Source organism: Lapidilactobacillus achengensis (genome assembly GCF_003946655.1).
GTDB classification, from domain to species: domain Bacteria; phylum Bacillota; class Bacilli; order Lactobacillales; family Lactobacillaceae; genus Lapidilactobacillus; species Lapidilactobacillus achengensis.
In genome coordinates, this window is record NZ_RHOV01000005.1 from 87936 (window position 1) to 109396 (window position 21461).

At 46.3% G+C, this 21461-nt stretch carries 24 protein-coding genes; 14 read left to right on the forward strand and 10 right to left on the reverse strand.

Annotated elements, in window-relative coordinates; genetic code table 11:
* Positions 1–84: 84 nt before the first annotated feature.
* Positions 85–582: a hypothetical protein gene (locus EKM94_RS04410; RefSeq protein ID WP_125598062.1), complete on the reverse strand. Its 498-nt coding sequence runs from the start codon at positions 580–582 to the stop codon at positions 85–87.
* A 473-nt stretch (positions 583–1055) separates the two neighbouring features.
* Here EKM94_RS04410 and EKM94_RS04415 point away from each other — a divergent pair, with 473 nt between their 5' ends.
* Positions 1056–2465: a DHA2 family efflux MFS transporter permease subunit gene (locus tag EKM94_RS04415; protein WP_125598065.1), complete on the forward strand. Its 1410-nt coding sequence runs from the start codon at positions 1056–1058 to the stop codon at positions 2463–2465.
* A 116-nt stretch (positions 2466–2581) separates the two neighbouring features.
* Here EKM94_RS04415 and EKM94_RS04420 read toward each other — a convergent pair whose 3' ends face one another.
* Complete coding sequence (locus tag EKM94_RS04420) at positions 2582–3367, reverse strand: endonuclease/exonuclease/phosphatase family protein (protein WP_125598068.1); 786 nt, start codon at positions 3365–3367, stop codon at positions 2582–2584.
* A 203-nt stretch (positions 3368–3570) separates the two neighbouring features.
* Between EKM94_RS04420 and EKM94_RS04425 the strand changes: the two genes are divergently transcribed.
* Both EKM94_RS04425 and EKM94_RS04430 read left to right on the forward strand, forming a co-directional pair.
* Positions 3571–3813 (forward strand): hypothetical protein, encoded by a 243-nt coding sequence (locus EKM94_RS04425; protein ID WP_125598071.1) that lies wholly within the window; start codon positions 3571–3573, stop codon positions 3811–3813.
* 503 nt (positions 3814–4316) lie between these two features.
* Positions 4317–5414, forward strand: a complete 1098-nt coding sequence (locus EKM94_RS04430; RefSeq protein ID WP_125598074.1) for an alpha/beta hydrolase — start codon at positions 4317–4319, stop codon at positions 5412–5414.
* Positions 5415–5509: 95 nt separating this feature from the next.
* Here EKM94_RS04430 and EKM94_RS04435 read toward each other — a convergent pair whose 3' ends face one another.
* Positions 5510–6466 (reverse strand): NADP-dependent oxidoreductase, encoded by a 957-nt coding sequence (locus EKM94_RS04435; protein ID WP_125598077.1) that lies wholly within the window; start codon positions 6464–6466, stop codon positions 5510–5512.
* A gap of 147 nt (positions 6467–6613) precedes the next feature.
* On the opposite strand from EKM94_RS04435, the gene EKM94_RS04440 reads away from it, so the two are divergent.
* The 10 genes from EKM94_RS04440 (at position 6614) to gndA (ending at position 14413) form a co-directional block, all read left to right on the forward strand.
* Positions 6614–7141 carry a YqeG family HAD IIIA-type phosphatase gene (locus tag EKM94_RS04440; RefSeq protein WP_125598080.1) on the forward strand — a complete coding sequence of 176 codons (528 nt, stop codon included), beginning with the start codon at positions 6614–6616 and terminating at the stop codon, positions 7139–7141.
* A complete protein-coding gene (gene yqeH / locus EKM94_RS04445; protein ID WP_125598083.1) occupies positions 7134–8243 on the forward strand; it encodes a ribosome biogenesis GTPase YqeH in 1110 nt (369 codons plus the stop codon). Before EKM94_RS04440 ends, yqeH begins: the two co-directional genes overlap by 8 nt.
* A 10-nt stretch (positions 8244–8253) precedes the next feature.
* Positions 8254–8565 (forward strand): ribosome assembly RNA-binding protein YhbY, encoded by a 312-nt coding sequence (yhbY, locus tag EKM94_RS04450; RefSeq protein WP_125598086.1) that lies wholly within the window; start codon positions 8254–8256, stop codon positions 8563–8565.
* Positions 8562–9206: a nicotinate-nucleotide adenylyltransferase gene (locus tag EKM94_RS04455; RefSeq protein WP_125598089.1), complete on the forward strand. Its 645-nt coding sequence runs from the start codon at positions 8562–8564 to the stop codon at positions 9204–9206. Before yhbY ends, EKM94_RS04455 begins: the two co-directional genes overlap by 4 nt.
* Positions 9207–9249: 43 nt before the next feature.
* On the forward strand, positions 9250–9819 hold the full coding sequence (gene yqeK / locus EKM94_RS04460) for a bis(5'-nucleosyl)-tetraphosphatase (symmetrical) YqeK (RefSeq protein WP_125598258.1): 570 nt from the start codon (positions 9250–9252) through the stop codon (positions 9817–9819).
* Positions 9819–10178: a ribosome silencing factor gene (gene rsfS, locus EKM94_RS04465; protein WP_164511101.1), complete on the forward strand. Its 360-nt coding sequence runs from the start codon at positions 9819–9821 to the stop codon at positions 10176–10178. Before yqeK ends, rsfS begins: the two co-directional genes overlap by 1 nt.
* Complete coding sequence (locus EKM94_RS04470; protein ID WP_125598264.1) at positions 10175–10930, forward strand: class I SAM-dependent methyltransferase; 756 nt, start codon at positions 10175–10177, stop codon at positions 10928–10930. Before rsfS ends, EKM94_RS04470 begins: the two co-directional genes overlap by 4 nt.
* A gap of 3 nt (positions 10931–10933) precedes the next feature.
* Positions 10934–12103 carry a nucleotidyltransferase gene (locus EKM94_RS04475; RefSeq protein ID WP_125598092.1) on the forward strand — a complete coding sequence of 390 codons (1170 nt, stop codon included), beginning with the start codon at positions 10934–10936 and terminating at the stop codon, positions 12101–12103.
* 10 nt (positions 12104–12113) lie between these two features.
* Positions 12114–12734, forward strand: coding sequence for a DUF177 domain-containing protein (locus tag EKM94_RS04480; RefSeq protein ID WP_125598095.1), 621 nt, complete (start codon positions 12114–12116; stop codon positions 12732–12734).
* 254 nt (positions 12735–12988) lie between these two features.
* Positions 12989–14413 (forward strand): NADP-dependent phosphogluconate dehydrogenase, encoded by a 1425-nt coding sequence (gene gndA / locus EKM94_RS04485; protein WP_125598098.1) that lies wholly within the window; start codon positions 12989–12991, stop codon positions 14411–14413.
* An 86-nt stretch (positions 14414–14499) separates the two neighbouring features.
* On the opposite strand, the gene EKM94_RS04490 is transcribed toward gndA, so the two are convergent.
* The 7 genes from EKM94_RS04490 to EKM94_RS04520 form a co-directional block, all read right to left on the reverse strand.
* Positions 14500–15738 carry a tyrosine-type recombinase/integrase gene (locus EKM94_RS04490; protein WP_125598101.1) on the reverse strand — a complete coding sequence of 413 codons (1239 nt, stop codon included), beginning with the start codon at positions 15736–15738 and terminating at the stop codon, positions 14500–14502.
* Positions 15739–15840: 102 nt separating this feature from the next.
* Complete coding sequence (locus EKM94_RS04495; protein WP_125598104.1) at positions 15841–16059, reverse strand: hypothetical protein; 219 nt, start codon at positions 16057–16059, stop codon at positions 15841–15843.
* A gap of 237 nt (positions 16060–16296) precedes the next feature.
* Entirely contained in the window at positions 16297–17970 is a 1674-nt protein-coding gene (locus tag EKM94_RS04500) for an SIR2 family protein (RefSeq protein ID WP_125598107.1), read from the reverse strand.
* A 79-nt stretch (positions 17971–18049) separates the two neighbouring features.
* The gene (locus EKM94_RS04505) at positions 18050–18757 is read right to left on the reverse strand and encodes a DUF3862 domain-containing protein (protein ID WP_125598110.1); all 708 of its coding nucleotides are present in this window, start codon (positions 18755–18757) and stop codon (positions 18050–18052) included.
* Between the two features lie 96 nt (positions 18758–18853).
* Positions 18854–20245, reverse strand: coding sequence for a DUF4041 domain-containing protein (locus tag EKM94_RS04510; RefSeq protein ID WP_125598113.1), 1392 nt, complete (start codon positions 20243–20245; stop codon positions 18854–18856).
* A 22-nt stretch (positions 20246–20267) separates the two neighbouring features.
* Positions 20268–20696, reverse strand: coding sequence for an ImmA/IrrE family metallo-endopeptidase (locus EKM94_RS04515; protein ID WP_164511102.1), 429 nt, complete (start codon positions 20694–20696; stop codon positions 20268–20270).
* Entirely contained in the window at positions 20686–21066 is a 381-nt protein-coding gene (locus EKM94_RS04520; RefSeq protein WP_125598119.1) for a helix-turn-helix domain-containing protein, read from the reverse strand. The genes EKM94_RS04515 and EKM94_RS04520 overlap by 11 nt, the downstream gene beginning before the upstream one ends.
* Before the next feature lie 142 nt (positions 21067–21208).
* On the opposite strand from EKM94_RS04520, the gene EKM94_RS04525 reads away from it, so the two are divergent.
* Positions 21209–21445 carry a helix-turn-helix transcriptional regulator gene (locus EKM94_RS04525; protein WP_125598122.1) on the forward strand — a complete coding sequence of 79 codons (237 nt, stop codon included), beginning with the start codon at positions 21209–21211 and terminating at the stop codon, positions 21443–21445.
* The last annotated feature ends 16 nt before the right edge of the window (positions 21446–21461 follow it).

Consider the following 21461-nt stretch of genomic DNA (forward strand, 5'->3'; position numbering starts at 1 on the left):
CAAGGGCAATCGTTAGTTAGAGCGGTAAATCCATCAACAAGGGTGACGCTGCTGTTCCGCTGTTGACGGGGATGGGATGTTTGCTTAAAGTGGCAGAACTGGGATCGCCAACCTGGCGCCAGTCTGCGGTGTCGCCCCAAAATTAAAACGTGGCGCGATCTGGTCGGCGTGGCGATAACCAAATTTTGCAGGCACATAGGTGGCCAGCGCTTGATTGACCGTCGCAATGGCTTGGGCGAACTCACTTTCTTGGACATATGGCGCGCTTTGAAAATAGACCAACGAACAAGCGGGAAGGATGGCGCTTTGGTAATGACCCGGCAGTGGTTGATCGAAATCCTCCGGGACCTCAATGCCCGCCGCCACAATGGCGCGGCCGGGTTGGTTGAGTCGCTGCGGCAAGGTGACCAAGGCAGCCGTGTCAAATTTTTCTGGGATCTGATCAAGAAAGTCTTCCCAGTCACAACCCATTTCCGCGCAATACGAGAAATAATCATGGGCGGTTTTGGCGGGCAGATAAAGCAGTTTGCGGACAGGCCGTGGTTGGACGGTCATTGTCCATAAAGGGACTGGTTCACTCACAAGATTTCCTCCTTAGGCTGAAAGCTAACTAACTGACGCCGCGACGAAGGCGGCTGACTTTAGGGGTCAAGCATGATCAAACAGAAGTCTGGACCCAATTTTGATGCGGCGGCCGCTGTTAGATGCCACCAGCGCTCACTGGCGGCGCATTTGAACCACAATTAACAGTTCTAGTATAACATTTCCCTTCGCGAAAACTATGATCATTCCGTGCGACCGCTTCTGAGGTAAGCGGCCGGTGATCCGGGAACCGAGCGCCTTGCAGAAAATTTGTGATCCATTGATGTCTGGAAAACCCAGGCCATCTGGAGGAAATCTCGCTCTCTGTTTTCGCCACCAATTTTCCCAAGCCTATTTTCAGATTTTTTGGCCATTTTTTCAGAAAAAACTTACGAAGGCTTGAAAATTCTGGTAGAGTAATCACTTGTGCCGTTTAGGCCGCTGATTTTAGAGAATTGGGAGTGTACATATTGATGGAAACAAGTACGAGAAGGAAACCGACCTTGATTATGATCGGGCTGCTATTAGGCGGCTTTGTAGGGATGTTCAGCGAAACTGCCTTGAACATCGCCTTACCGCAGTTGGAACAGGATTTAAATGTCAATACGGGAACGATTCAGTGGCTGGTCACCGGCTATTTATTGATGGTGGGGGTTGTCTTGCCCTTATCCAGTTTATTGACCAAACATTTTACTACAAGACAATTAATCGTTTTCGCTTTGAGCGATTTTATTGTGGGCGCAGTGATTTCGGCTGTGGCGGCGGGCTTTACCGGCTTGTTGATTGGCCGGATGATTCAGGGGATCGCGACTGGTCTGATGCTACCGCTGATTTTCACGGTGCTGTTGGCCATCTATCCGCCAGAGAAGCGCGGTGGGGCGATGGGTTTAGTCGGTCTGGTCATCATGTTTGCGCCCGCTGTGGGTCCAACGCTGGCAGGTTTGATTCTGGGCGCTTTATCGTGGCGCTGGATCTTTTGGCTGTTTATGCCTTTGTTGGTGGTCGCCTTGGTCATTTCGGTGATTTTCATGGAAAATGTTGTGCCTCTAACGAAACCAAAAGTCGATTTCTTGTCAATTGTCGGTTCCACCGTGGGCTTTGGCGGCTTGGTGATCGGCGCTAGTTTGGCCGGTGATCGTGGTTGGTTGAATCCGCTGGTCTTGGTAAGTTTGATCGTGGGCTTACTCAGTTTGATTTGGTACGGGCGCCGGCAGCTACAACTGGCCGCGCCGGTCCTGAACTTGCGGGCCTTTGGGGTGCGGCAGTTCAGTTTGGGAACGGCCTTGGTCATGATTGATTTTGGAATCATTATGTCCGCCATGTATTTATTGCCGATGCTTTGGCAGAAAGGCTTGGGGGTACCGGTTGCGCTGACGGGCGCGCTAATGCTGCCTGGTGGTTTGGTCAACGCCCTGGTTTCGGCGACTTCCGGCCGGCTGTTTGATCGGTATGGGGCGAAATATTTAACGCGCATCGGCTTTTTATTGAGTTTCATCGGGGCCTTGTTGCTTTTGTTGACCACACCGCAAACCAGCTATGGCTATGTGGTTGTGGCCCATATGATTTTGATGGTCAAGGCGCCCTTGGCCATGTCGCCAGCGCAAACTTACGGGTTAAACGCGTTAACCGGCGCTTTGGCCGCAGATGGCAGTACGATCTTGAACACTTTGCAACAGATTCTTGGCGCCTTGGCCACGGCGATCGCCACCAGTTTGTTGGCTTGGGGCCAGACCCGGACCAGCGCGACCGGCGCCAATGCTTTTGTCCAAGGGACCCACGCTGGGTTCGCCTTCACGTTGATTTTCGCGCTGATCGGCTTGATCCTAGCTTTTCAAGTTCGCGCCGACCAGCCTGATCCTGCAACTGTCAAAATCGATGATTAACAGCTAACGATTAAGTAAGTCAAGCGACAAGCCCTCAACTGCAAAAGTTGAGGGCTTGTTCTGCTTTGAAGCTTAATGAAAGTGGTTGGGCTCGGGCATCAAATGAAACGCTGAACTCAGGCCAAAGTCACGTCGGCCGTTACTGGGAAGTGATCTGACATGAATCGCTCATGGAAGCGGTCGGTCAACACGGCAACACGCGTCGCCTGCACCGCTGTTGACGCGAAAATATAGTCAATACTGACCCAAGTCGCGGCATCGAAATGAGTCGTAAAGTCTTCGCTGGAACATGTTTTCAATGGCCCGACCCGATGAGGCACTGTCCGCCGCACATCTTGGAGTTGCGCCGTCAAGATTTGGTAGAATGGTTCATCGGCCTCGGCATTACAATCGCCGGTGAGGAAAATATTACGATCGGACTGCTGACCAATGAAATCAGCGATCACCTGAGCCCCTTTTTCGCGAGCGGTGGGGCTGACATGGTCCAAATGCGTGTTGATAAACAGCAGTTCTTGTTGGGTTTGCCGGTCGCGCAATCGGACCCAAGTGGCGATCCGGAAGCAGGCAGCCTCCCAACTGGCCGTGCGTGACATGACCGCTGGGGTGGCCGACAACCAGAATGTGTCCTGTTGCAATTCCTCAAAGCGATCCTTTTTGAATAAAACTGGATTATATTCGCCGCTGGCACTATCATCCCGCACCGCGCCGACCAATTGGTAATCCGCGCCGAGCGCCTGGATCAGGTCGGCACGTTGATCGGCCATCACTTCCTGCAGGCCGAAAACATCCCAATCCTGTTTCTTGATCAAGGCCAGAATGTTCGGCCGGCGGTACGACCAGTTATCCAACTCGGCGTCAGTTTGACTGCTGTTCTTAATATTATACGTTGCAACTTTGATCATTTGTCCCACTCCTTATTTTGCTTACTATGGCGTATTGTATCATGGAACTTGGTGCTGTGACGCACTGTTTTTACGGGAATTGTTTTGCTAAAAAGCAGTGTTTTGGGTTGGATTATTTCGCTTGATTGCAGGTGTGCAGGGTATTGCGCGTGAGCGCAACCGGCTGGGACTGCTGTTGCGGACTGGAACGTGGTGGGCGTCGTTTGAAGCCAATTCCAAAAGCGGGAATTGTCTTCAAATCGAGCCTTGTCCTAAGCGGCAAAGCCGCCAAGGACAATTTCACCACTGAGCCGCGCAGTCCCAGCCGGTTGCTAGGCAGAATTGAGCCTATCTGCAATCGAGACGAAGGATTTGACGAAGTGCGTTTGCAAGCTAGAGGTCAAAACAATCACCCTTTGTGGGGTGGTACGGAAATACCAACGGATTTCAGAAGTCTTATTGCTTGATTGCAAGTGTGATGAGTTTAGGTGAGAACGCAACCGCCTTAGGACGTTTGTCGTGGCTGGAGCGCGGTGGGCACTGTTTTGAGCCAATCCGCAAGCCCGGCGGCTTGTCTCAAAATCAGGCCTTATTCTAAGCGATAAATCGCTAAGAATAATCTCACCGCTGAGCCACACGTCCTGAGGCGGTTGCTAGGCAGAATTGAGCCTATCTGCAATCGAAGTTGTGTATTTATCGAAGTTGTGTATTTAACGAAGTGGTTTTGCAAGATAGAGGTCAAACAATTGCCCTTTCTGGGGTGGTACGGCAATGCCAATAAATTCAGATTAGGAGGTCGGGACAGTTTGCGTAGGCTGAACATCTCTACTTGTTTCCTGACCGATTCATGAGTGAAAACCGACCGATCCGGCTGATTCATCCATAGCTTGCCAGTCGGCGTGAGTGCTCAAACGGCTGTTATAACGTTGAGCGGCTGGAGCGGAGAAATTCGGGGTGAGATCGCCGTGAAATGGTTGAGAGTGTGAGCCGACCTGGGCAGCTTCTGAGCATTAGCCTAGCAAATATTTTGGAGGCTGGGCTTTGCCTCCGGAATATTTGCGTAGCTAAGCGGAAGAAGCTAGGTCGGCGAACACGTTTGGCGGCTTTGCCGCTTAGGACAAGGCCTGATTTTGAGACAAGCCGCGTACTTTTCGGATTGGCTCAAAACAGCGCCCACAGCGAGCTCACCTCGAATTTCGCAGCGCAAGCTGCGGCCAAGCTACTTTCAATCAATCCAACCACAGATATTCCCAGCAAGTTCTTAGCTGTTGCTACAGTTTTCAAAGACCAGTATGGTATAATTGCTGATGATTGGAGTGATTCGATGTCCATTGCTACTTATCGTATGTATTCTAAAGCCTTAAATAAACAAACACAGTTCAATCTCTACTTACCATCAAAACGTCTGGAGCGCCAGCCTGTCCTGTTTTTGCTTCACGGCTTGTCTGATGACTACGCCGCCTGGCTGACCCTAAGTTCGCTGGCGCGTTACGCTGGCCAGTATCCGTTTGCGATCGTGATGCCTGATGCTGGGCGAAGTTATTATACTAATTTGCCCAACGGTGAGCGTTATTGGGACTATTTGACCGAGGAATTGCCACTATACTTGAAGACTTGGCTGGATTTTCCTTTGACGCGGAGCACAACTTTTGTGGCCGGCTTGTCCATGGGTGGCTATGGTGCCTTCAAAATGGGGCTTACCTATCCGGAACGTTTTGGGGCGGCGGCCAGTTTGTCTGGGCGCTTGGATATTGGCGCGACTTGGGCGGACCGCGCGCCATATTTCGAGGCGACGTTTGGTTCGCAGGATCAATTTCAGGCTGGGCGAAATAATCTGTTGAATCTGTTGGCCAATCAGCAGGTGACGCGGCTGCCGTTGTTGCAATATATTGGCGCGGAAGACCACTTGTTGGAGAGTAATCGGACTTTCCGCGCGTTCAGTCGCCAATATTTGGAGAAGTTGGACTATCGGGAACAAACAGGCAATCATAATTGGGCTTTTTGGGATACGTATTTGCCGTCGACCTTAACTTGGCTGAACGAGCGCTATCAACAATTGAATAGTTAGTCAATGATTCTAGGCATTCAAAAACAGACTGACCGTGACTTGGGTCAGTCTGTTTTCACAAATCAGCGGGTTGCTTGAAACTGTCAGCTGGTGGGTTAGGTCAACGGCGTCGCTTTCGTTGCCCAATCCCAAGCGAGCACATATTTTCCTTGATGGCGTTGGGCGGTCAATTGGTGGGCTTGGCGGAGGCCAGTTAACGTTGCGGGCAGTGTTTGCGCGACTTGTAAGAAGAGCGGTTGGCGCTGGCAATAATCGGTCCAAAAATGCAAAGCGTCGCCATCAGTCAAATCGCGGCGGTAACCAACATCGATCAATTGAACACTGGGGTCACTGACCTGCTCTGGGGCGCCATTGAAGCGCAACAATTGACCATCAGGCGCGACTAGTTCCGCGGCTAGGCCGTGATCTTGACCACCCATGCCTGTATTGAAAACGACGGTTGCTTGGTGGCGCCAAGTTGGTGCGGTGGGCAATTGGTCGTACGCCAAGAATTCGGCTACTCCTAATTGCTGCGCTGTTTGCTGGTGGCGCTGATTGGCCACCCCGATTACCGGATTACCAGCTTGCTTGGCGATTTGCGCCAACAAACCACCCACGGCGCCGGCGATGCCAATGATCGCCACGGTAGCTTTGGGTGGGATCTGAGCGAAATGGAACCAGGCATTGTAGGCGGCTATTCCCGGCGTTGGCAAACAAGCCGCAACGTCCGGCGCCAGACCGCTGGGTAATTTAACTGTTTTACTCGCGCCGGCGATGACATATTCGCTGTTTGCCCGGTTAGGCCGATGGGCGATCACCCAGTCGCCCAGACTTAGCGCCGTTACCTCTGGACCCAGCGCGGTGATCTGGCCCACTAAATCGCTACCGAGATAGATGGTCTGAGTTAAAGATGTTGGGTCGAATTTTCCTTGACGCAAAGCGACATCATAGGGATTGACCGGGAAATAGGCCACCTTGATCTGGACCTGGTGTTTTTTCGGCAGGGGAATCGGAAGCTGGTAGGCCTGAAGGACGCTAGCATCGCCGTATTCACTGAAACCATAAGTAATCATCAACAACACTCCTTTACCTTAGCATAAGAGAAACGCAACCAAATTACGAATATAAAGTTTGCTCAATTTGAAAAGCAACGGCTGACAACTTAATTGTGTTTTAGCAGGGGACGCTTTATAATTAATAGAAGAAAAACGAGGTGGAACATGGCTTTTTTTAAACCAGATTGGTTACTGACTAGCATTTATGCATTGCGACCGATCGACTTGAAACGTAATGGCATCAATACGATTTTAACAGACTTAGATAATACCCTGATTGCTTGGCATGAACCGGAATCTTCGGGTCAACTGCGGGCCTGGCTGGCGGAAATGGCGCAAAGCCAGATTCAGGTCATTGTGGTTTCCAATAACAATGCCAAACGGGTTGCGCGGGCGGTGGCAGATTTGGATATTCCTTTTATCCACAGTGCCCGTAAACCACTCCCATCTGGCATCAAACGCGCGCTGCGGCAATTTGATTTGAGTCCACGGCAAACGATCATGGTGGGTGATCAATTGTTGACGGATGTTCAGGCGGGACATTTGGCCGGGGTGCGGACGGTCATGGTCAAGCCCCTGGTGGAAACAGACAGCTGGGTCACGCTGTTTAGCCGATTCATGGAAGGTTTTATTATGAAGCACTATGCGCGTAAAGACGCGCAATTTAAATGGCGGGAGCGATTGGATGACTGAAGCATTGTATTGTATTGGCTGTGGCGCACAACTGCAGAGTACGGATCCACAGGGGGCGGGGTATATTCCGGCGGCCGCCTTGGCGAAACAACAAGCCAGTGGCAATGAAACCTATTATTGCCAGCGCTGTTTCCGCTTGCGGCACTATAACGAAATCGCCGATGTCGCCATTGATGACGATGAATTCACGCGTTTGCTGAATAGTTTGGGGCAGAAGAAGGCCTTGATCGTCAATGTGGTCGACCTGTTCGATTTCGACGGTAGTGTGATTCCTGGGTTGCACCGTTTTGTCGGGAAAAACCCGGTGATCTTAGTGGGCAACAAGGCGGATCTTTTGCCCCATAGTGTTCGCCGCGCCCGGGTGACCGATTGGCTCAAACGTCAAGCGGCCGTTCAAGGGTTGCATCCGATCGCCACGCTATTGACTAGCGCTAAGAAGAATTTCCAGCTTGATGAGTTGCTGGCGACGATCGAGAAATATCGGCAACACGGTGACGTTTATGTGGTCGGCACCACCAATGTGGGCAAGTCGACCTTGATCAACGCGATCATTAAAAGTACCGTCGGCAATCAAGATGTGATCACGACCTCGCAATTCCCTGGCACGACTTTGGACCAGATCCAGATTCCTTTGGCTGATGGTCATGACTTGATCGACACGCCAGGTATCATTAATGGCACTCAAATCGCCCATTTGTTGGCGAAAGATGAGCTGCACTACATTAGCCCACAAAACGAACTTAAGCCGAAGATTTTCCAACTCACGCCACCACAAACGCTATTTTTAGGCGGCTTGGCGCGCTTAGATTTTGTTTCCGGCCAGCGCGCTAGTTTAGCGGTCTATGTTGAGAACAATTTATTGGTTCATCGGACCAAGACAGCCACCGCGGCGGAGTTTTATGATAAGCACGCCGGGGAATTATTGACGCCGCCTGCGGATATCAGCAAGATGCCCGCCTTTAAACGGCACACATTCGCCACGAAAGAGGCACAAGATCTGGTGATTGCCGGGTTAGGCTGGATCAAATTATCGCCAGCAAGCCACTTTGACTTGTACTTACCTGCTGGCGTTGGTTTTAGTCTGCGGAATCCAATCGTTTAGGAGAGATGTTATGTTAACGAGTAAACAGAAACGTTATATCAAAAGCCAAGCTAACCGGTTGAAGCCCTTGGTCCATGTGGGTAAAAACGGGGTCAACGAGGCCTTTCTGACCGATTTGCGCCGAGCATTTGCCACTCGCGAGCTGATCAAGGTCAATTTGCTACAGAATGCGCCGGTCACGACTGACGCAGTTGTCGCTGCGGTCAGTGAGATCTCAGATGTCACGGTGGTCCAAGTTTTGGGTCGGGTTTTGACGATTTATCGACCTTCCCACAAGGAGAAATATCAACAGTTATCGACGGAAGTGAACGCGATCAAATGACGCATTTAACGGAACAAGCCGTGACAGTTACGCCAGCGACACAAGTCAAATTGGCGCCCACCGCTCAGCCGCGTCATTGTGTGGGAATCGTTGGCGGCACCTTCAATCCTGTTCACAATGGGCATCTGGTCATGGCCGATCAAGTGATGCAGCAATTGAAGTTGGAGCGCGTCCTCTTCATTCCCGACGCCAATCCCCCCCACGTCGATCACAAAACAGCAATCAGCGCCAAGGATCGGACGGCGATGGTGGCGCTGGCGATCCAGGATCATCCTGGGTTCGAGCTGGACACACTGGAGATCGCCCGCGGTGGCAAAAGTTATACTTATGACACCTTGGTTGAATTGAAACGGCGCCATCCTGAGAATGATTATTTCTTGATTTTAGGGGCGGACATGATCGCTTATTTGCCCAAATGGTATCGGATCGCGGACTTGGCCAAGTTGGTCACATTCGTTGGTGTCCGCCGACCAGGTTTTCCTGTCAAAAGTAAGTATCCAGTGATCTGGGTGGACGCGCCGCAGTTGGCGACCAGTTCGACGCAATTGCGGCAACTGGTCGCTCAAGGCCGCTCGATCCAGTATTTAGTCCCAGACGCAGTCGCCAGTTATATCAAAGAAAAGGGGCTTTATCATGCCTGATCAATATTCATATTCATCAGCTCGTTTCGCCGAATTGGTCCCAATGACCCACCAACAATTGGTTGAAAAATTACGCGGCCAACTTAGCGATTATCGCTTCAACCATTGCTTACGCGTGGAACAAACAGCGATGGCGCTGGCGGCCGAAAATGGCGTTGACATCACCCAGGCTGGGATCGCCGGGTTGCTCCATGATTACGCCAAGGAGAAATCCGATGCGGCGTTTAAGGCGATGATCGCTAAACACCAGCTGGACCCTGAATTATTGGCTTATGGCAATAATATTTGGCATGGTGAAGTTGGCCAGTACTTCATCTCCGAAGAATTAGGCGTGACTGATCCCGAGATTTTAAGCGCGATCGCCCATCACACTTCCGGCGCCGCCCAGATGTCGACCTTGGACAAAATCATTTTCGTCGCGGATTATGTGGAACCCGGTCGGGATTATCCGGGCGCGGCGGCGGCCCGAGCCTCAGTTGCGGCGGGCTTGGACGCGGCCGTGGCCTATGAATTGGATCATACCTTGATCCACTTGATCGACAAACAACAGCGAGTTTATCCGGCGATGTTTGCCGCGTACAACCAATATGGTATTAAACAGGAGGAACATTAGTGATCAGTAGCGAAGAAATTTTAAAAACAGCGGTGATTGCCGCCGACGATAAACGCGCCGAAGACATTGTGGCGTTAGATATGCGCAAGGTCAGTCTCTTGGCCGATTATTTCGTGATCATGCATGCGGGTTCAACCCGGCAGGTCGAGGCGATCACCGACGAAATCGTCAATAAAGTTACCAAATCCGCGCCCGTGGATTGCCACGTGGAAGGCAATAAGGATTCTCAGTGGGTCTTGATCGATTTCAAAGATGTGGTGATCCATATCTTTACAGAAGAAACGCGGGAATTTTACAACTTGGAGAAGTTGTGGGCAGACGCGCCTTTGGTTGATTTAGGCGAATGGGTCAAGGCATGATGTACCAGACTTTTGCCTATTATTATGATCTGCTGATGGACAAGAGTCTTTACCAGCAGTGGTTAGACTTTACGGAACAACGCGTCGGCACCTTGGCAGGTCAGCAAATTCTCGACCTGGCCTGTGGTACCGGCGATTTGGCGTCTCTTTACGCCCAACGCCAAAATGGTAACGGTCAAGTTTACGGTGTTGATCTGTCTGAGGAAATGCTCAGTTTGGCCAGTCAGCGGTTGGCCAATGACCAGGTCGATGTGACCCTACTTCAAGGTGATTTTCGCCAACTGAGCCAGCTGGATTTGCCACCGTTGGATCTGGTGACTTGTTATGACGATTCATTATGTTATTTGACCGACTTAAGCGATCTGACCACGACTTTCAAACAAGTGGCGCAGGTTTTGGCCCCGCAAGGCACGTTTTTGTTCGATCTGCACTCCCTTTATCAGGTCAATGAAGTTTTCCCCGGGTATATGTACAATTATCGTGAAGAAGACTGGGCCTTTATGTGGGCGAGTTTCGCCGGGGAAGCCAGCAATAGTGTGACTCATGATCTGACTTTCTTCGTTTGGGATGACGCGCTCGGCGGCTATGACGCCTTGAACGAGACGCATCATGAGCGCACCTATCCGTTAGCGACCGTTGAAGCCGCGTTACAAACGGCCGGCTTCACGCAGATCCAAACATTCGGCGGTTTCGCTGGTGAGGCGATTACCGCCACAACGCCGCGCTGGTTCGTTCAAGCGCAACGAGGCTAGGAGATGGCAGTACAGCAGGCTTGTGGGATCATCGCTGAATACAATCCGTTTCATCGCGGGCACGCCTATCAACTCCAGCAAGCACGGCAAAAAAGTGGTGCAGCTTGTCTGATCGTGGCCATGTCAGGAAATTACGTCCAACGTGGCGAACCGGCGATCATTGATAAATGGCAGCGGGCGCGTTTGGCGTTGGCGCACGGCGCGGATATCGTGGTGGAACTGCCATTTGCGGTCAGTTGTCAGCCGGCGGATCGGTTTGCGACCGGCGCCTTAGCAATTTTAGCGGCGCTTGGCTGTGATACTCTGGCCTTCGGTACGGAAACGCCGACTTTTGATTATCAGGATTTCGTTCAGCGGGTCTGGCCCCAATCCCAGCAACAACGGTTTGCTGTGGATTATACGAAAACCTATGCCACCCAATGGAACGAACTTTTACAACAGGAAATGGGTTCAATGGTGGCGGCGCCCAATCAGCTATTGGCCTTGAGTTATGCCATTGCCAACGCCCAATTGGCTCAGCCGTTGACTTTGTTGCCGCTGGCGCGGGTGGGGGTGGATCACGATCAGGATAGCAGTGGTCATGATCAACACGGCCAGGCTTTTGCCAGCGCTTCTTATTTGCGACGCCAGTTGTTGCAAGGTCAAACCGCGGCGATCAGTCCGTTTGTGCCCTATGGTCCACAAGTGCTCCAAGGACCATTCTTGGCGGCGGACCAATTATGGCCTTGGTTGCATTACCGGCTGACCACGACTTGGCCCCAAGCGTTGGCCCCAATCTATCAAATGTCAGAAGGTCTAGAATATCGGTTTTGGGAGCAAAATTTGCAGAGTCAAAATTGGTCTGATTTCTTACGCCGGGTCAAGTCGAAACGGTATACCTATGCCCGCTTACGGCGGTTAGCGCTGTACACCTTGCTCAATGTGACGGCGGCGGAGATCCAGCAGGCCCTGACGCAACAACCCCAATTGCGGCTGTTGGGCTTCACTGCCGCCGGGCAGCAGTATCTCCATCAGCAACGGTCGAAGATAGCGGCGCCCTTGATCACGCGCGTCACCGCGGCGGCGGGCGCGCCCCAGGGCCCCTTAGGCTTGCAGATCCGAGTCGATCGCTTGTATGAGCAATTGACTGGGCGCGAACAGAATTTCAAACAACAAATCATCATAAAAAAATGAGGTGTCGAAAATGACTTTAAGATTTCCAATTGACCAGTTGCAAAAATACCAGCGCAAGGCGATTCAGATCGATGAGACCTTAATGCCCGAAACTTCTTTAAAGCAACGTTATCCCCAATTGATCGGGGCATCCGCTTTTCAAGTCACCGGGACGTTGCAGGCAGAAGGTGAAGGTTGGCGCAGTCGCTTGCAGGTGAGTGGTCAGCTGACTGTACCTTCAACACGAAGTTTGGCGCCGGTGGCCCTACCATTAGACTTACGGATTGACGAGCTTTATCTGGATCAAGAGTTGGCAGTCGCCGAGTTGGAAGAAGATGAAGCCACACCAACAGAGAGTAATGAGGATATCATTATTCCTATCGTCAACGGTGAGATCGATTTAGCTAGCGCCATCGAAGATAATCTTCTTTTGGCGATCCCTACCCAGATCTACACCCCGGCAGAAGCCGCTGGTGAGGCGTTGCCGACTGGTGAGGGGTGGGAAGTGTTGAGCGAGGCCGATTTCGCTGCAGCAGCGGCCGCCCAAGCCAACCAACCCAATCCTGAGTTTGCGAAATTGAAGCTACTACTTGATCAGCAAGCTCAAGCTACGGATCAGCCAGATGATCAGGAAGACGAGTCCAAGGAATGAGTTGTCGGTAACAAGAAGGCCAAACAGCAAGCTCCCAACGGCCAATGCGCCGCTAATGGTGCGATTTTTGTTCCTGATTGGAAAAAAGCAGTGAGCGCTGCTTTTTTATTTTCCAAAAATCTTATTGTCACAGCGCTTTCACGGTAGCCTTTCACTATGAATTTCGCTTGTTTTTTGTTAGGATAGAGATGTTTGAGAATCAAAGCGCGTTAAGCCACGCGTGAAAGAACTAAATAAATTGGAGGCAATGATTCATGGATAAACCACAAATTGGCGTCATTGGTATGGCCGTCATGGGAAAGAATTTAGCGCTAAATATCGAAAGCCGTGGTTATACTGTTGCAATCTATAATCGGACCGGGAGTAAGACTGAGGCGGTTGCTAAAGAACATAGCGATAAGAAATTAGTGCCAAGTTACACGATCGAAGATTTTGTCGCTTCATTGGAGAAGCCACGGCGGATCATGATGATGGTCAAGGCTGGCGCTGGGACCGATGCGGTTATTAAGCAATTATTACCATTGCTGGATAAAGGCGATGTCCTGATCGATGGTGGCAACACCTTCTTCAAAGACACCATGCGGCGCAATGCTGAATTGGACAAGTCGGGGATCAACTTTATTGGTATGGGCGTTTCCGGTGGCGAACTTGGCGCCTTGGAAGGACCTTCATTGATGCCTGGTGGTCAAAAAGAAGCCTATGATCTCGTCGCGCCGATCTTAGAACAAATCGCGGCCAAGGCTGATGACGGCACACCTTGTGTTACCTATATTGGTGCTAATGGGGCCGGTCATTATGTCAAGATGGTCCATAATGGGATCGAATATGGTGATATGGAATTGATTGCCGAGGTTTACAATATTTTGCGGCAAGTCTTAGGCTTTAGTGTTGAAGAAATCGCTGACATTTTCAAGGAATGGGATGAGGGCGAATTACAAAGTTACTTGGTCGAAATCACCGCGGATATTTTGACGCGAAAAGATGATCTTGGCACCGGCAAGCCTGTCGTTGACGTTATTTTGGACGCGGCTGGTAACAAAGGTACAGGTAAGTGGAGTTCTCAAGAAGCCCTTGAAGTGGGCGTGCCTCAATCCCTGATCACCGAGGCGGTTTACGCCCGTTATATTTCCGCGTTGAAAGACGAACGGGTGACCGCCAGCAAGGTCTTGCATGGTCCAGAGCCGAAATTGGCAGCAGGTGTTGATAAGAAGGCCTTAGTCGAAGAAATTCGGCAGGCGCTTTATTTCAGCAAAATCATGAGTTACGCCCAAGGCTTCGAACAAATGTTGGCGGCGGCTAAACACTATGATTGGGAATTAGACTTCGGTAAAATCGCGGCAATTTGGCGAGAAGGCTGCATCATTCGGGCGCAATTCTTGCAAAAGATCACCTCGGCTTATGACCAAAAGGCTGACTTACAAAACCTGCTGTTGGACCCATACTTCACCAATATTGCCGAGAAATATCAAGCGGCGGTTCGTGATGTGGTTGCTTTGGCGGTTAAGAATGGCGTACCAGCACCAGGATTGAGTGCGGCGATCAACTATTACGATTCATATCGGGCGGAAGTGCTGCCGGCTAATCTGACGCAAGCGCAACGGGACTACTTCGGCGCGCATACTTATCTGCGCAATGATCGCGAAGGCGTCTTCCACTACACGTGGTACGAGGAACAATAGAAAAACTAAAGTAAATTAATTAAGCTTATCCCACGTTTAGAGCGATTTCTAAACTTCGGGATAAGCTTTTTTTCGTTTAATCTTCATTAGTTTTCATTAGAATTGTGGTACAAATTGTGGTACATGGTCCCTTGTACCACAATTTCTGTATCGGTTGGTATTGCTGGGCTGAAGCCTTTCGAAACATTCAGGCTTGCTCCCTCTGTCGGACGAGTATAGTCAGCCGTCATTTGCACGCTTGAGTGACCCAGATAATGCATTACATCTATTTGTGGAACTCCATGCGCAATAGTTTCTGTTGCAAAATAATGGCGGAACATATGTGGATGCATTTTGATTCCAACTTTTGTGCTAATTGTTTTGCACAGATAAGTCAGGTGAAGTACTCCGGAAGGATCGCCATTTTGTTTGACCCACAACCAAGGAGTGGATTCAGTATCTTTATGACCGGCAGTCCGACGTAAATTGGCAGTTTCAATAGAATTCTCCAGTGCGTTTACTGATTCACCTGTCATCACAATTTTACGATAGCTGGTTTTCGTTTTTAGCTCGCCGCCATTGGGCTCGTTAACGCTGCGTTGATAATCAATATTTACAACTGCATATCTCTCTTTAGTAATTTGATTCTCTTTAATTTCAATTGAGGTAGTTCGCAGACCGTTAATTTCGCCGCGACGCATGCCAGAGTTCGCCAAGATAAAAATCATGTTGTAATCATACGGATTCAAATTTTCTTTTGCGCACTTCATCCATTTGTTGAAGTCTATCGGCTCAATTGATTTGTTTTTAGCGTCTTTGCCTGAGTAGTCTAAGCCTCTAATGCGGTTGCTTCCCAACAGCTCTTGGCTGACAGCATAGTTAATAATCAATGAGAGAGTACCATACGCAGACCTGATTGTGTCATGGGCTAATTCACTCTGTGATAGACTATCAAGCCAGGATTGGACGACAGGGCGCTTTATTTTGGATAAGAAATAATTTCCGAGTGCTTTTTTGATATAGGTGTCGTAGTTCATCTTTTGCGAATCAGCTGTTGAAGTGCGCCACCGACCTAGTCGTTCTTTTTCAGAAACCATCTGACGCCAAACTTGCTCTAATTTGACTTTGTCAGCTGATAGGTTGTCAAAATTCTTTAGCGCTAAATCAGATTCGAATTTCTTTAGGACAATATCAGCTTCTCGCCACGTTTTATAGCCAGACTTGCTAAACTGTTTATAATTTCCCACGGTGTCTTTATAACCGCGTCGCACACCAAATCGCTTACCTTGATCAGTTGGGTACTCGTAAAGATTTGGGTGATTCTTAACTTTTGTCCATTTTCTCATTATCGTTACTCCCTTCGTGATGTGTTATTTAATACGCCAAAAAACACGCACGTATGTTCTTTTAAACTGTAAAAAAATAGGCGGTACATAATTTCTATTAAGTTATTCTTCCGGATTAAGATCCATCTCAGCAATAGAATCATCAAGTTGTTCCATGACACCTTCAGCTTCAAGTTTGCTAGTCCAGGACGAACGATTTTCAGGTTTCTTTATGCTGTTGCGGACATTGCTATAAACATTTTCAACTAACTCTTCCCAAAGCTTGTCTGCCTGACGGGCAACCACTGTTTCGTTATATCGCTTAGCTGGCGCACGCTTCAAATTTTTTTGTCTGCAGATCAATCGCTTTTTCTAAAAATCTGTCTTTTGCTGAGGTAATTGATTCAAAGTAGTCGAAAAACTCTTTCTCGTTCATTTCTTGACCTCCTTATGATCAAAGCCTCGGTTAAGAATCGCACTTAACTATGCCACTAGGCGAGGTTAAAAATAAATATTACAGTTAAATCAGATGATTGAAAAACCCTTTTTTATGGGTTATAATTAATCATAAGTTAAGGGTCAATCCGTAGGCAAACCCTTTACTGCCTTGCCGTCTAGCTCAGTCACTCGTGTGGCCTTGAGCTTTTTTTGTTGGGCAAAATCGCCATTAACTAATAAATCATATCCCACAAATAATTTACGATAAAATGTTTTTAAACTGGTGTTTTCTTTTACAGCATTTTCAAATCCGTCTAACGCTGTATTTATTACATAGTCAGATAATTCTGTTTTGGGAATTCTTTTCAGATTATAGGTTATAACGGAAATACATTTGGGTGTTCCTAGTGGAAACACTTTGAAAATTTCGTCTAAACTATTGAATTTCTTACGATCATATCTTCCAACAGAGTTAATAATACTATCTAGATTTGGATAACATCTGATTTTATTTTCCAGCTTAAATAGTTCATCGTCTTTGAGTTTTAAAGTATCTAAATCGACACTATTCCAGTATTTTGCAAATGGAACTTTAGTTTTTCTGTCTCCCTGATGTGCTGCGAATGACAAGGCAACAGCAGGTAAATAGTTGTTAGTGTTCAGAAAATAATCCTTGATATAGCTTAATAGGTCCGGATATACATAAATATATTTTTTATCGCCTAAGGCAACAACAATATGTTTGCCCTGATTAATTTGATCATCAATTTTGTCAAGGTTTTCTACAGATACTAAAACAGATTCTATTTCGCCCTTTCGCCCGGAATCTTCAACCAAACGTTTGATTAATGAATTATATTTTCTTACTTCTAAAGGAGTTGCACCTTCATCAATTCTATTAAATTGTTTGTATAAATCAGTATAATTATCCGTTTTTATTGAAGTATAAGTAAAATTGAGGGAATGATCATTCTCAATAGATTCAGTTAACTCTTTGTGTCCTTTTTTATATTCAACAACCAGTATTCTATTCGCTGTTTTTCTTGTATCTTCTCGTGGTAATTGTGAGGAAAAATCAGATAACAGTTTTCTGACATTTCTATCTGTTAATGAATATCCTAAGAAAACGATTGGAGATGAAATCATTGAAGAAAGTATCTTTGCGCTAATTAATATCGATTGTTTGTCATACTCTTCGTAATCTTCTTTGGTTATTATTAATGAGCTAGGATCGGTGAGACTACCGTGGATTTTATACAATTCGGACCAATTATCTGTTTCATCAAAAAAGCCACTTTGTCCGATATATGTTTTAGGACTTTGTCCATTTTTATGATGTAATTCAGTTTCAATTAAAGAATCGTAGTTTGTAGTTACAATAATTTTTGCCTTACTGAGCAAAATACCGAATTGATTCAGTTCATCTTTATCAATATTGCTTTTTAAATGCGCTTTTTTGAAATGATTGCATAAGTCAAATTTGAAGGGAGATATATTTTGTTGATAGGCCATCTTATCTGTTAATCCCGCAACATGAATATCACCGTTGTAAAAACCATTGTCAAATTTTTCTTTAATGATTGTTGCAATTTCGGTATTAACGTTAAACCCTATATCTTCGTCGGATAAGTCAGAATATTTCTTCGTAAGATCGTGCATTTCAGAATAGAAGGGAGTAGAAATTTTTAATTTTTTCCAATATCGTTGTAGAAGTTCTTCCCAAGAGTCAGATTCTTCTAAATATCGCTTTGAGATACCTGACCCGATAAAAACGATAGGGTAACTATTATTGTCAACAATCTCTTTTAATCCCATTTAATCACCACCAATATATTTGTTCAAAAGCCCCAGCTGGGAGTCGAACCCAACTTAAACCGAATAGGGTGTGGTGCAGTTACTTCATGTCAGATTGTGATTTGCCAGATACGGCATCATTATCAAATGTGATATTAAAATTAGCTCCTAAATCGCCTTTGATACCAGTCATATACATGGCAATAACTTTCTTAGTTCCGCCGATTAGGCTTTCGTCTAAACTATCAGGTTCGCCAAACTTAGCGATAACATCGTTATAACTTGTTCCATTTGCGATTGATTCAAAATCGGCCAATGAAATTTTGTTTTTGCGGTTGATTTTAAATCCAGCTAAATTTTTTGAAAATGCTTTGCCATCCGTGAAACTAATGATAATGTTGGCGCCTAGACCGCCCTCGACATTCGTCCAAGTAAGGATGTCTGTTTTAACACCCTCAGTTGTACTACTTGAGGTAGAAGCTGGTTTACCAAATGTTTTTTTAATTTCATCGGTTGTCTGACCACCGTCGGCTTTATTCATTAAATCACCAATTTTGACGGCGTCGAATTGAGCCCGAGTGATTTTACCACTATCAGTTTTACTAGATGATGAGGACTTTGTATTAGTTGCAGTAGTTTTTGTAGATGAAGCTTTATCTGCCTTATCGTCACTGCCCTTATTGCCGCCCATTGCTGAACCAGCTGCAATGATGACAATAACAACTAAAATCCAGAACCAAACTCGCTTGTAGAATGGTTTTTTCAACTTATAAGTGTTGCCATTCTCATCTTTAATCTTTTTTGCCATAATAATTCCTCCAACCCAGACCTACATCTGGTATAATATTTTTGTACAAAGTATTACCGAAAGCTACCGTGCCAGCGGTGGCTTTTTCTTTTTGCTCTAACCGACCGATTTAATATCTTCTTGTTGGGCTATCTTATTCTTTTCAAGGACCATAGTTTCACGGTATTCAGCGGCATCTGGATTTTCCGTGAAATCAACCGTCAAATCTTCATATCCTTTAAGAACATCTTTTATCTTTGAAATAGGAACATTGAAATATTCTTTACGTGCATTAACTTTATTGATTCGTTCGTCTGCAAATTTATTATGTAATTCTGTTTCTAATTTGTAGGCATCGTAAGAGAAAATCAGGGCGTGAACATCAAATTTAAATGGCACTGAAGCAGAGCTTAGTTCCGCAATTCGTTCTAATGGATCTAGTCGGCGTGTGACACCAATTTTAACTACATCCGGGCCAAACGATCCAATATTAGAAATAATATAAACGTATCCGGCTGTAGCATTTTCGGCACGATAATCTAAGTCTTTCTTTTTATCCTCCGACTCGCCAATATTTTTTTGAAGTTCATCAATTCTTGATTGAACATCTTCTTTTTCTGTACCATCAAGCGTAGCAAGTTTCTCTTTTAGTTCAGCAACCGCTTTGATGTAATGATCTAGTTCTTTATCAATCTGTTTTTGAGCGTCTTGAATTTCCTTCTGAGCACGTTTTTCTTCACGCTCGCGTTCGCGTTGTTCACGCAATTCTTCTTTTTCTTCCTGTTTCTTTTCAGAATATTCGAAAGCAAGATGTAATTCATCTATTTTACTATCCAAATATTTAGGAGTGAGGCGAACACCGTTGGGATCGTTTAGTTTATTTAATTGATCGAAGGACTTCTCAATTCGATTACTGATTCTATCTAAATTAGAGTAGGTAATTTTATTAATCGCGGCTTCACACTCACCATTAAATGTTCGCAACAGCTGTTTGATGTTTTTCTTTTGCATCGAGCGGCCTCTTGCGGCGGAATTATCCAGTAACATTGATTTAAAAATCTCTGCCGCAAGCTCATTGCGAATCATTTGCTTTTGATCCTGGCGAACTTGATCGAGTTGAGATTTATATCCAAGTGATGAGGCAAAGTCATAACGAGGTTCGTAAAGGCCATTAGATTCCATGTTTACCTTATCTTCTGTATCGACTAATTTTTCTTTTAGACTTTTGATATCAGCATTTAGAGTTTTTATTTTTTCCTTTATGGAAGATTGTTTCTCATTAAGTTCATCAAGCTCTTTATTTTCATTGCTGCGTTTTGATTCGAATTCAAGCTCAAGATTTTTAATCTCTTTAGTTTTATTATCGATAATATCCTGTAATTCTGCAGGCTTCATTTGCTGTGCGGTCAAAACGATATTGGCTTTTTCCTGTAAACCAGCATTCTCAGCGGTTAAGCGCTCAATCTCATCTTTCAACTTATTGACTTTAAATAGATCAGTTAAACTCATTATTACTCCTCCAAGTGATTAATTAAAGCAATTCTAAATTGCCGTGATAAAAGTCATCTATTGTATCAATAGAATAATCAGCCATACTCTCACCAATATGGAATGAATCGAGGAATGCATGATAATTAGCATCTTCGGGATCAATGTCCTCAAAATACATAGGCACTAGAATATCAACGGCAGTTCTGTTTGCTTCGGCCTCGGTAGCACTATTAGAAGAATCGCAAAAATACGAAATACCCCGATGACTGCATAAAACATGCGCTGTTTCGTGTGCAACGACGAAGGGTAGCTGCTGCTGATCATACCAATTGAGATTGATGACAATTGATCTATGATACGCGCTAGATCCAGAGGGCGTATCTGAATTCATTGCACTAGTTAATTCGTATCTGATTTTGTGGTCGAACGCAAAGTTCAAAGTAGATTGCATGAAGTTATCATTCATCATCATCTTTGCCCCTTAGCAGTCTTCTCATTAGCGCCAAATCTTCAGGCGGAACGGGCTTACCTTGGAATGTTAAGACTGCGTTTTCATCGTCAAGATCAACAGCGTTTTCTTTGTCTTGATCGTTTGCAGAAAGACCTGCAAAATTTAGTATTTCTTCATTACTTATCCTAAGTCCCTTAGCCATACGCTTTAACGTTGGAACTTTAGGGATGTTTCTCTGACCACGTTCCACTAGCGACCAGTAAGATGCAGAAATGGCTGGTTTGTCGCCAATCTTTGATTGGTTTGATACTTGTCTTAAAGAGAAGTTTTTTTGGTTTCGAATTTGTTTAATTTTATTTCCAAATTCTTGTGGAGTGACAGAACTCATACATATCAGTCCTTTCAATACGATAAGTATAACAAAAGTATAACGTGTGTACACAAAAATATAAAAAAGAAGCAAATATTCGTTGACAAAAGTTATACTAATGTTATTATGTAATTGTACTTAAAAACAAGGAGATGATGAATTGGTTAAGCTTTATATTTCGGACCGTGCAAAGATTGATGAATTAATTGCTATGAACGGTTATACGCAAAAGAGCTTGTCTGACAAGGTAGACATCATTCCTAGCTATCTATCTGCAATCTTGAACGGAAAACGTTCTGCAGGAGTTAAAACTGCAAAAAAAATTTCTGGTCGACTTGGTGTTGAGATTTCAGATATTTTTTTTGCCCAGGATGTTTACAAAAGTTATACAAAATAAATAATTAAGGAGGAAG

Bases quoted from the DNA above. Each gene is read 5' to 3' on its own strand.
- EKM94_RS04415 (WP_125598065.1), top strand. From the start codon at position 1,056: ATGGAAACAAGTACGAGAAGGAAACCGACCTTGATTATGATCGGGCTG.
- EKM94_RS04420 (WP_125598068.1), bottom strand. From the start codon at position 3,367: ATGATCAAAGTTGCAACGTATAATATTAAGAACAGCAGTCAAACTGAC.
- EKM94_RS04430 (WP_125598074.1), top strand. From the start codon at position 4,317: ATGGTTGAGAGTGTGAGCCGACCTGGGCAGCTTCTGAGCATTAGCCTA.
- EKM94_RS04435 (WP_125598077.1), bottom strand. From the start codon at position 6,466: ATGATTACTTATGGTTTCAGTGAATACGGCGATGCTAGCGTCCTTCAG.
- EKM94_RS04440 (WP_125598080.1), top strand. From the start codon at position 6,614: ATGGCTTTTTTTAAACCAGATTGGTTACTGACTAGCATTTATGCATTG.
- yqeH (WP_125598083.1), top strand. From the start codon at position 7,134: ATGACTGAAGCATTGTATTGTATTGGCTGTGGCGCACAACTGCAGAGT.
- yhbY (WP_125598086.1), top strand. From the start codon at position 8,254: ATGTTAACGAGTAAACAGAAACGTTATATCAAAAGCCAAGCTAACCGG.
- EKM94_RS04455 (WP_125598089.1), top strand. From the start codon at position 8,562: ATGACGCATTTAACGGAACAAGCCGTGACAGTTACGCCAGCGACACAA.
- yqeK (WP_125598258.1), top strand. From the start codon at position 9,250: ATGACCCACCAACAATTGGTTGAAAAATTACGCGGCCAACTTAGCGAT.
- EKM94_RS04470 (WP_125598264.1), top strand. From the start codon at position 10,175: ATGATGTACCAGACTTTTGCCTATTATTATGATCTGCTGATGGACAAG.
- EKM94_RS04475 (WP_125598092.1), top strand. From the start codon at position 10,934: ATGGCAGTACAGCAGGCTTGTGGGATCATCGCTGAATACAATCCGTTT.
- EKM94_RS04480 (WP_125598095.1), top strand. From the start codon at position 12,114: ATGACTTTAAGATTTCCAATTGACCAGTTGCAAAAATACCAGCGCAAG.
- gndA (WP_125598098.1), top strand. From the start codon at position 12,989: ATGGATAAACCACAAATTGGCGTCATTGGTATGGCCGTCATGGGAAAG.
- EKM94_RS04490 (WP_125598101.1), bottom strand. From the start codon at position 15,738: ATGAGAAAATGGACAAAAGTTAAGAATCACCCAAATCTTTACGAGTAC.
- EKM94_RS04500 (WP_125598107.1), bottom strand. From the start codon at position 17,970: ATGGGATTAAAAGAGATTGTTGACAATAATAGTTACCCTATCGTTTTT.
- EKM94_RS04505 (WP_125598110.1), bottom strand. From the start codon at position 18,757: ATGGCAAAAAAGATTAAAGATGAGAATGGCAACACTTATAAGTTGAAA.
- EKM94_RS04510 (WP_125598113.1), bottom strand. From the start codon at position 20,245: ATGAGTTTAACTGATCTATTTAAAGTCAATAAGTTGAAAGATGAGATT.
- EKM94_RS04515 (WP_164511102.1), bottom strand. From the start codon at position 20,696: ATGATGAATGATAACTTCATGCAATCTACTTTGAACTTTGCGTTCGAC.
- EKM94_RS04520 (WP_125598119.1), bottom strand. From the start codon at position 21,066: ATGAGTTCTGTCACTCCACAAGAATTTGGAAATAAAATTAAACAAATT.